Genomic DNA, 7,597 nt, shown 5'->3' on the forward strand with positions numbered 1-7,597 from the left:
GGGGGGGGGGGCCCCCCCCTCAACCCGGCCGCCTGGTTTCCCCCCAACCCCCCCCACAAAAACACCCCCCCCCCCCCTTGCGCGGGGGCCGGCCCCCCCCCAACCCACTTCGCTCCGCTATCGCCATTGCACACCCGACAATCTTTACGCTTTCCCCGAAGTCATTCGTCTCGTCTGTAAAGACCAGTAATTTCAAGGAATTGGAAATGACCACCGTCGAACTCCCCACCCTGCGCTCGCAGCGCCTGAACGCTCTCACCCACGCCCCCCATGAGCGTCTCGACCACGCCGTAAAGGCCCGCGAGCCCTTCTCCAGCCGCGAGCGTTTCGCCCGTTTCGTCGTCGCCCAGTACCTGTTCCAGTCCGAGCTGCAGGCCCTGTACCAGGATGCCGAACTGGGCAGGATCTTTCCCGACCTGCCGCAGCGCTGCCGCGCCGAACAGGCCCGCCTGGACCTGGCCGACCTCGACACCGAAGTGCCCGCCCCGGTGGCCGGAGCCATCAGCCGTCCGACCCTGGCGCACGCCCTGGGCTGGCTGTTCGTCTCCGAAGGCTCCAAGCTCGGCGCTGCCTTCCTGATCAAGCGCGTCGCCGCCCTGGGCCTGGACGAGAAAACCGGCGCCCGCCACCTGGGCGAGCCCGAAGGCGGCCGTGCCGAAGGCTGGAAGCACTTCACCCGCATCCTCGATGGCCTGGAGCTGAGCGAGGCCCAGGAACGCGAAGCCGAAGCCGGCGCCATCGCCGCCTTCGAGCGTTTTTCCCAACTGCTGCAGCACAGCTACGACAGTGCTCCCGCCGCCGTCTGAGGCCCTTGAGCGCGCGCCCGCCGACAAGGCGCGCGCCAATCCCTTCAGCCCCGCGCGCTCGCGGCTGGCCCGTCTCGCGTTTGGGTTGCTGGCGTACACCAGCCTCGGCGTGGGCATGCTGGGATTGGTGGTGCCAGGCTTGCCGACCACCGAGTTCGTCCTGCTCGCCGCCTGGGCCGCGTCGAAGAGTTCGCCGCGGCTGTCCGCCTGGCTGGAAAACCACCGGCTGTTCGGCCCGATCCTGCACAACTGGCGCAACGGCCGCGCCGTCGCCCGCCGCGCCAAGATCAGCGCCAGCCTGGCGATGCTCGCGGCGCTTGCGCTCATGCTGATCACCCTGCCCCACGGCCTCTGGCTGTACGCGGTGATCCTCGGCATGGCGGTTGGCAATCTGTGGATCTGGTCGCGCCCCGACACGCCCAGGGCGTAGTCAGGGCGCCGGGCCGGATTTATGCTGGAGGTCCGATTCCGCACAGCCGCCACGAGCCATGAACCAGCCCACCAGCAAAGTCGACGCCGTCCTCGCCGAAGCCCAGCGCCGCCGCGAAAGCAGCTACCGCGAAAAAGCCCTGAAGATGTACCCCTGGATCTGCGGTCGCTGCGGCCGTGAATTCAGCGGCGTGCGCCTGCGCGAACTGACCGTGCATCATCGCGACCACAACCACGACAACAACCCCGAGGATGGCTCCAACTGGGAGCTGCTGTGCCTCTACTGCCACGACAACGAGCACCAGCGGCAGGTGGACCTGCACTACCAGAACAGCAACGACGCCGGCGCCAAGGGCCCGAAGGTCACCCACAAGGGATTGGCCGGCCTGGCGGACCTGCTGAAGAAGAAGGACGACGGGCACGCCTGAGAAAACCGCCCAGCCCCGTAGGAGCGGATCTTATCCGCAAAAAGGTTCTCTTTCTGCCGGAACATCCGGCGTGCCCGGTCGCATTCGCGAGCAAGCTCGCTCCGACAGTGGAGGCTCGGCACACTCCTGTAGGAGCGAGCTTGCTCGCGAACCCAGCCCCGTCGGGAAGCCATTCGCAAGCGCCCTCGCTCCCGCAACAGCTTCCGCTACTTGAGGCCGGCAACGATCTCCAGCGAGCGCAACCGCAGCTCGTGGTCGTAGATATCGCTGGTGAAGATGATCTCGTCCACGCCGGTCTGCTCCAGCAGGATTTCCAACCGGCTGCGTACCTTCTCCGGTCCGCCGATCACCGCCAGGCCGAAGAAATTGCCCACCGCTTCCTGCTCGTGGGGCAGCCACAGGCCGGCCATGCTTTTCACCGGGGGTTTCTGCTTCAGGCTGTCGCCACGGATCAACGCGAGCACGCGCTGGAAGGCCGTGGTCGCCAGGTATTCGGCTTCCTCGTCGGTCGGCGCGGCCACCAGCGGTACGCCGATCATGGCGTAGGGCTTGTCGAGTACCGCCGAGGGCTGGAAGTTCTCGCGGTAGATGCGCAGTGCGTCATGCAGGTAACGCGGCGCGAAGTGCGAGGCGAAGGCATAGGGCAGGCCTTTCTGCGCGGCCAGGTGCGCGCTGAACAGGCTGGAGCCCAGCAACCAGATCGGCACGTTGGTGCCCTCCCCCGGGATCGCCAGGAGCGACTGCTGGGAGCGGCGCGGGCCGAGGAGCATTTCCAGCTCGGCAACCTGCTCGGGGAAGTCCGCGCCATCGCCCAGGCGGTCGCGGCGCAGCGCGCGCATGGTCGCCTGGTCGGCGCCGGGCGCGCGGCCCAGGCCCAGATCGATACGGCCGGGATAGAGGGTTTCCAGGGTGCCGAAGTTCTCCGCCACCACCAGCGGCGGATGGTTGGGCAGCATCACCCCGCCGGAGCCGACGCGGATGCGCTCGGTCTTGCCGGCAATGTGGCCGATCAGCACGGCGGTGGCCGAACTGGCGATGCCGTCCATGTTGTGGTGCTCGGCCAGCCAGTAGCGGGTAAAGCCCAGGCGCTCGACGTGCCGGGCTACCTCGACGGCGTTGTTCAACGCCTCGGCAGCGGTGCCCTGGTCGCGCACGGGCACCAGGTCGAGCATGGAGAAGGCAATATCTGACAGGGACTTCATAGGCACTCCGATTCGGGTCACGCAGACGCCAAAAAACAACGCCGCGGACATGACTTTGACCGTGACTCTATCGACGCACCCTGCGCCTGGCCACTTGTCGGGATCGATAGTGCTCATGCCGGCGAGTGATACAGCAGTGACAGCGCATTGCCATGGCGCGTTCACGGGATAGTCACCAGCCTGTCATGCCGGGCGGCCAGAATGCCCTTGCGCTGAAGGACCAGCGCCCCATCTCTGCGGGAATCCGCCGGCGATCCTCCCCAGGCAACGGCGAAATCCTGTGGCCTACGAAGCAAAAAGCCCGCATCCGTGCGGGCTTTTTGCTTAGGTCACCGCCGGAAGCTTCAGTCGCGGTTCTTCACCATTTCGAAGAGCTTCAGGCGGTCGCTGATTTCCTGCAGGGTGTGACGGAATGGGTCGTGCTGCTCGCTGTGGGCCGGATCGACGAAATTCCACACGATCACTTCGCTGGAGGTCGGCAACTCGTCGCCCTCGTCGGTGGACTTGTCGCACAGGTCGATCAGGTAATCGAAGTGCTGGCCGCGGAATTCGTCGATGGATTTGCTGCGCAGGCCCTGGGCGGAAATCCCGGCGTGCTCCAGCACGTCGCGCGCGCGAGGGTCGATGGCGGTCGGCCGGATACCCGCGCTGAAGGCTTCGAAGTGTTCGCCATCGGTGTGCCGCAGCAGCGCCTCGGCCATCGGCGAGCGGGCGTCGTTGGCGACGCAGACGAACAGGACTCGGCGTTTCTCGGTCATCTTTACCTCGGCAAGGGGGCGGTCATGCGCCCCTTATACGTCAGGTTTTATGACAGGGCCGTGTCAGCGCCATGAAGGCTCACAGCACGATGTAGTCGCTGCGCTGGACGATGCCGCGACTCTCGCCTTCCACCAGGTGCACGTAGCGCCCGCCGACCTGGTCGATGGGGATGCAGTCGTCGACATCGATCACCGCGTCGGTATGTGCCTTGTCCCAGCTGCGCGGCATGCGCCGCTTGGCGCGCACCTTGGCCTCAGCCGCGTCGCGCGCGGCCACCAGCACGTACTGGTGCGCTTCGCCGAAGCTGCCCAGCTCGTAGCCGCCGAGGTTGACGAAGAATAGCCGCTGCTCGCCCGGCGCCGGCATCGCCGCGCTGAACTCGACGCGGTATGCCTCGACACCATCCACCTCCAGCCAGGAGTCGATGTGCAGGCCATCCGGGCTGCCGAACCAGGCTTCGCGCAATTGCGGATAGGTGGATTTCAGGTTGTCGCCAATGACGAAGGCCACGTCATGGACCTCGATCCGCGCGCGCGGATGGCGTCCTCCCAGCATGACTACGAACAGCATTTCAGACCCTTCCCAGGTTTCAGACAGGCTCTGACAGATCCGTCCGGGGGCAGGTTCAATCTAGTGGCGGATAAATGGCTATCCGCCAGCGCAACCGGCGGGCCAGCACTCCGGTAGCGCCCGGCTTCGCCTGCACTAAGCTGACAATGTCCGCACGGCCCCGCGCCGCGCCTGCATTCGTCCGGGAGACGCCATGAAATCGCTACTGATCGCCGCATCGCTGATCGTCGTGCAGCCCACCTTCGCCGCCATCCCCATGCTCAACTACGACTGCCCCAACGACATCCAGATCCACACCGACGAGAACGGGCCGGTCTACATCAACGGCCAGGAAGCCAAGGTCACGCAGGACAAGGACAACACCGTCGTCGCCAAGGGTGAAGGCGTGACCGTGCAGATCAGCACCAACGACGACGGCACCGTGAGCGTCTCCTACACCGGCCCGAATGGCGACAGCGGCGTCTGCGACCCCGCCGAGGGCGATTGACTCACTGCTTCGGCGCCCGCGTCAGGCAACGCTGGTAGCGCTCGTCCACGCGCTGGGCGAACCAGGCGGTGGTGAGCTGGCGGGTGATCTTCGGGCTGTGCAGCGTGATGCCGGGCAGCATCGCTCGCGGCATCGGTTTGCCGGCGGAGCGTTCGGCCAGGGCGAAGACCTTGGTGTAGAGCTCCGATTTGGTGAAATCCGGCTTGTCGCCCAGTTCCAGGTCGCGGCGGATTTCCCGCTCGCTCATGCCCAGTTTCGGCGCCAGGGTGCGCACCGCCTTCTCGGTGCTGCCGGCGTCATAGCTGCCGTAGAGGATCAGGTCGCCGTCCAGCGCCAGGGTGATGCCGGAGAGGTCCGCCACCACGCGCTGGAACGCGGCGTTGCGGCTGGCGTACCAGCCGGCGTTGAAGTCGGCGAACCGGTACAGCTGGCGCGGGTAGTTAACCGGGTAGCCGAGCAGGTGGGCGATGCCGAAGTACATGCCGCCACGACGGCTGAAGACTTCGCGGCGGATGCTGCCATCCACCGGGTACGGATAGCCTTCGGCATGGGCCTGGGCGAACTCGATGCTGACCTGCATGGGCCCACCGGTATGCACCGGGTTGAAGCGGCCGAACAACTGCTGGCCCAGCGGTACGCCGCCGATGAAGTCATCGAAGATCGCGCTCAGCTCCCGCTCGGTCTTCGCGCTCGCCAGGCGTTGGCTGTAGGTACGGCCGTTCGGCGATTTCAGCGCCAGCGCGGTATCGATGAGAAAACCCGGCACATGCACCTTGCTCGCGCGCCGGTCGATCTCGGCGCGGGCGATCTTGCCCAGGCCCGGTACCGGCGGGTCGGCCTTGAAATTGGACTCCTGCTCGGTGATCGCCACCACCGAGCAAAGGTTCTCGGTGGTCGGCTGAATACGCTGGGTGGTGAAGGCGACCTGGATGTCCTTCGCCCAGCCCTGGCGGTCGGCTGCGCCGGCGGGTATCAGCTTGGCCAGCGTGCCGCGGACCTCCTCCGGCGTCGGCTCCGGCACGCTGGGTGCGCGCGTTCCGCAGCCGGCCAAAGCGAGCAATGCGGCCGCGCCCAGCAGATGGATGAGTCGTGATGAAGGCCTTTTCAGGCTGAATGAATCTGCCGTCAGGGCAGCCGCAGTCATAGTCCGTTCCTTGCTTGAATTCTGCCGCCTACAGGACCTGTGCCCGGCGGCACAGGTTCCCCGGCATTGTCAGGCAAGCACGGATTTCAGCGCCAGGCCAGGCGCCGCAGGTTCAGGCTCCAGCCGCGCTGCATGCCGGCGGCGGCCAGCAGGATGGCGACCACGCCCAGCCATTGCAACGGGGTCAGGCGATGGCCGAAGGCGAACCAGTCGACGAAGATCGCGGCGATCGGGTAGATGAACGACAGCGCGCCGGTCAGGGCCGTCGGCAATTTCTGGATCGCACCATAGAGCAGCACGTACATGATGCCGGTGTGCACGATGCCCAGGGTCGCCAGGCTGGCCCAGGCCGTGGCGGCCTGCGGCAGCGGAGAGAGGTTCGCCCAGGGCGCCAGCAGCAGGACGCCGGTCACCGCCTGGATCAGCGCGATCAGGTGCGGCGGCACGCCGGTCAGGCGTTTGATGATCAACGCCGCCAGCGCATACAGGGCCGCCGCGCCGAGGGCCAGGGCGACGCCGCCGAGATAGTCGCTACCTGTCTGCCCCGCTTCACCGTGCGCGCTGACGATGGCGAGCATGCCGAGGAAGGAAACACCGAGCCAAGCGAGCTTCTGCGCGGTCACCTTCTCGCCGAGGAACAGCGCGCCCAGCAAAACCAGCAGGAACGGCTGCACGTTGTAGACCGCCGTGCCGATGGCAATCGATGCCCGCGAGTAGGAGCCGAACAGCAGCACCCAGTTGCCGACGATGGCCGCGCCGCTGAGCAGCGCGAGGCCGAAGGTGGCGCGGGTGAGGATGCCGGGCCGCAGAAAGCCCATGGCCGCGCAGATTACCAGCAGTGTCGCGGCGCCGAACACGCAGCGCCAGAACACCACATCCAGCACCGGTTGGCCGGAAACCACCACCAGCCAGCCGATGGTGCCGCAGATCAGCATGGCACTGACCATTTCCAGGGTGCCGCGTCTGATTCGCTCGTTCATGGTTCACCTCCTGTCAATGGCGTCCATTATGAACAGGCGGATTCATGCACTCCATCGCCTGACGCAGGCAAATCCCAGTGATCACCTTTACTATCAAGGCAACTCTTCGACTTCACCTTTCGAGGCCACGATGACCGACGACATCGACCAGTTGCTGATCGCCGCGCTGATGGAAGACTCGCGCCTTTCCCTCAAGGCCCTGGCCCAGGTCAGTGGCCTGAGTTCCCCCAGCGTCGCCGAGCGCCTGCGCAAGCTCGAGGAGCGCCAGGTGATCACTGGCTACACGGTGAACGTCGACCCGCGCGCCTTCGGCTACCAGCTGCAGGCCATCGTGCGGGTGCGCCCGCTGCCGGGGAAATTGCAGGACGTGGAAAAGCAGATCCTGGCGATCCCCGAGTTCACCGAGTGCGACAAGGTCACCGGCGAGGATTGCTTCTATGCGCGGATGTGCGTGCGGTCCATGGAGCAACTGGACGAAATCCTCGACCACCTCAACGGCTTTGCCGAGACCAATACCGCCATCGTCAAGAAGAGCCCGGTGAAGCGGCGGTTGCCGCCGATGGCTTGAGGTTCTGCTCCTACAGGAGGCCGTCGGCGCTGGGCGGTTCGCGAGCAAGCTCGCTCCTACGAAGAGCACCACCTCTCCGGCTGCGGCTGCGGCTGCGGCTGCGGCTGCGACTATAAAGGCTTCCAGAGAAACATCCGTGCACTCCGAACTGCCCCGTTCAGGAGGCCTCGTTGAAGCGGAGTTTCAGGGGTTGAGCGACATGGATGTCGCGAGAGCGCTGTCGG

At 66.0% G+C, this 7,597-nt stretch carries 10 protein-coding genes; 5 read left to right on the forward strand and 5 right to left on the reverse strand.

Annotated features, from left to right (window positions below):
* Positions 1 to 206 precede the first annotated feature (206 nt).
* The 3 genes from ACCC94_RS25860 to ACCC94_RS25870 all read left to right on the forward strand — a co-directional run bounded on the left by ACCC94_RS25860 (position 207) and on the right by ACCC94_RS25870 (position 1,663).
* Complete coding sequence (locus tag ACCC94_RS25860; RefSeq protein WP_413352472.1) at positions 207 to 806, forward strand: biliverdin-producing heme oxygenase; 600 nt, start codon at positions 207 to 209, stop codon at positions 804 to 806.
* A 64-nt stretch (positions 807 to 870) separates the two neighbouring features.
* Positions 871 to 1,236: a YbaN family protein gene (locus tag ACCC94_RS25865; protein WP_413352479.1), complete on the forward strand. Its 366-nt coding sequence runs from the start codon at positions 871 to 873 to the stop codon at positions 1,234 to 1,236.
* A 58-nt stretch (positions 1,237 to 1,294) separates the two neighbouring features.
* A complete protein-coding gene (locus ACCC94_RS25870) occupies positions 1,295 to 1,663 on the forward strand; it encodes a YajD family HNH nuclease (RefSeq protein WP_413352473.1) in 369 nt (122 codons plus the stop codon).
* Positions 1,664 to 1,869: 206 nt separating this feature from the next.
* On the opposite strand, the gene ACCC94_RS25875 is transcribed toward ACCC94_RS25870, so the two are convergent.
* The 3 genes from ACCC94_RS25875 to ACCC94_RS25885 form a co-directional block, all read right to left on the reverse strand.
* Entirely contained in the window at positions 1,870 to 2,865 is a 996-nt protein-coding gene (locus ACCC94_RS25875; protein WP_413352474.1) for an LLM class flavin-dependent oxidoreductase, read from the reverse strand.
* A 344-nt stretch (positions 2,866 to 3,209) separates the two neighbouring features.
* Complete coding sequence (locus ACCC94_RS25880) at positions 3,210 to 3,623, reverse strand: arsenate reductase ArsC (RefSeq protein WP_413352475.1); 414 nt, start codon at positions 3,621 to 3,623, stop codon at positions 3,210 to 3,212.
* Positions 3,624 to 3,702: 79 nt separating this feature from the next.
* Positions 3,703 to 4,194 (reverse strand): DUF1543 domain-containing protein, encoded by a 492-nt coding sequence (locus ACCC94_RS25885; RefSeq protein ID WP_413352476.1) that lies wholly within the window; start codon positions 4,192 to 4,194, stop codon positions 3,703 to 3,705.
* A 193-nt stretch (positions 4,195 to 4,387) separates the two neighbouring features.
* On the opposite strand from ACCC94_RS25885, the gene ACCC94_RS25890 reads away from it, so the two are divergent.
* Positions 4,388 to 4,681, forward strand: coding sequence for a hypothetical protein (locus ACCC94_RS25890; RefSeq protein ID WP_413352477.1), 294 nt, complete (start codon positions 4,388 to 4,390; stop codon positions 4,679 to 4,681).
* A 1-nt stretch (position 4,682) separates the two neighbouring features.
* Here the strand turns inward: ACCC94_RS25890 and ACCC94_RS25895 are convergent, their stop codons facing one another.
* Positions 4,683 to 5,756 (reverse strand): DUF1615 domain-containing protein, encoded by a 1,074-nt coding sequence (locus ACCC94_RS25895; RefSeq protein ID WP_413352480.1) that lies wholly within the window; start codon positions 5,754 to 5,756, stop codon positions 4,683 to 4,685.
* A gap of 155 nt (positions 5,757 to 5,911) precedes the next feature.
* Entirely contained in the window at positions 5,912 to 6,805 is an 894-nt protein-coding gene (locus ACCC94_RS25900) for a DMT family transporter (protein ID WP_413352478.1), read from the reverse strand.
* Positions 6,806 to 6,935: 130 nt separating this feature from the next.
* On the opposite strand from ACCC94_RS25900, the gene ACCC94_RS25905 reads away from it, so the two are divergent.
* Positions 6,936 to 7,373 carry an Lrp/AsnC family transcriptional regulator gene (locus tag ACCC94_RS25905; RefSeq protein WP_088417253.1) on the forward strand — a complete coding sequence of 146 codons (438 nt, stop codon included), beginning with the start codon at positions 6,936 to 6,938 and terminating at the stop codon, positions 7,371 to 7,373.
* Positions 7,374 to 7,597 lie beyond the last annotated feature (224 nt).

The organism is Pseudomonas sp. Pseusp97 (genome assembly GCF_047304025.1).
Lineage (GTDB): Bacteria > Pseudomonadota > Gammaproteobacteria > Pseudomonadales > Pseudomonadaceae > Pseudomonas.

Bases quoted from the DNA above. Each gene is read 5' to 3' on its own strand.
- ACCC94_RS25890 (WP_413352477.1), top strand. From the start codon at position 4,388: ATGAAATCGCTACTGATCGCCGCATCGCTGATCGTCGTGCAGCCCACC.
- ACCC94_RS25900 (WP_413352478.1), bottom strand. From the start codon at position 6,805: ATGAACGAGCGAATCAGACGCGGCACCCTGGAAATGGTCAGTGCCATG.
- ACCC94_RS25880 (WP_413352475.1), bottom strand. From the start codon at position 3,623: ATGACCGAGAAACGCCGAGTCCTGTTCGTCTGCGTCGCCAACGACGCC.
- ACCC94_RS25870 (WP_413352473.1), top strand. From the start codon at position 1,295: ATGAACCAGCCCACCAGCAAAGTCGACGCCGTCCTCGCCGAAGCCCAG.
- ACCC94_RS25905 (WP_088417253.1), top strand. From the start codon at position 6,936: ATGACCGACGACATCGACCAGTTGCTGATCGCCGCGCTGATGGAAGAC.
- ACCC94_RS25875 (WP_413352474.1), bottom strand. From the start codon at position 2,865: ATGAAGTCCCTGTCAGATATTGCCTTCTCCATGCTCGACCTGGTGCCC.
- ACCC94_RS25885 (WP_413352476.1), bottom strand. From the start codon at position 4,194: ATGCTGTTCGTAGTCATGCTGGGAGGACGCCATCCGCGCGCGCGGATC.
- ACCC94_RS25860 (WP_413352472.1), top strand. From the start codon at position 207: ATGACCACCGTCGAACTCCCCACCCTGCGCTCGCAGCGCCTGAACGCT.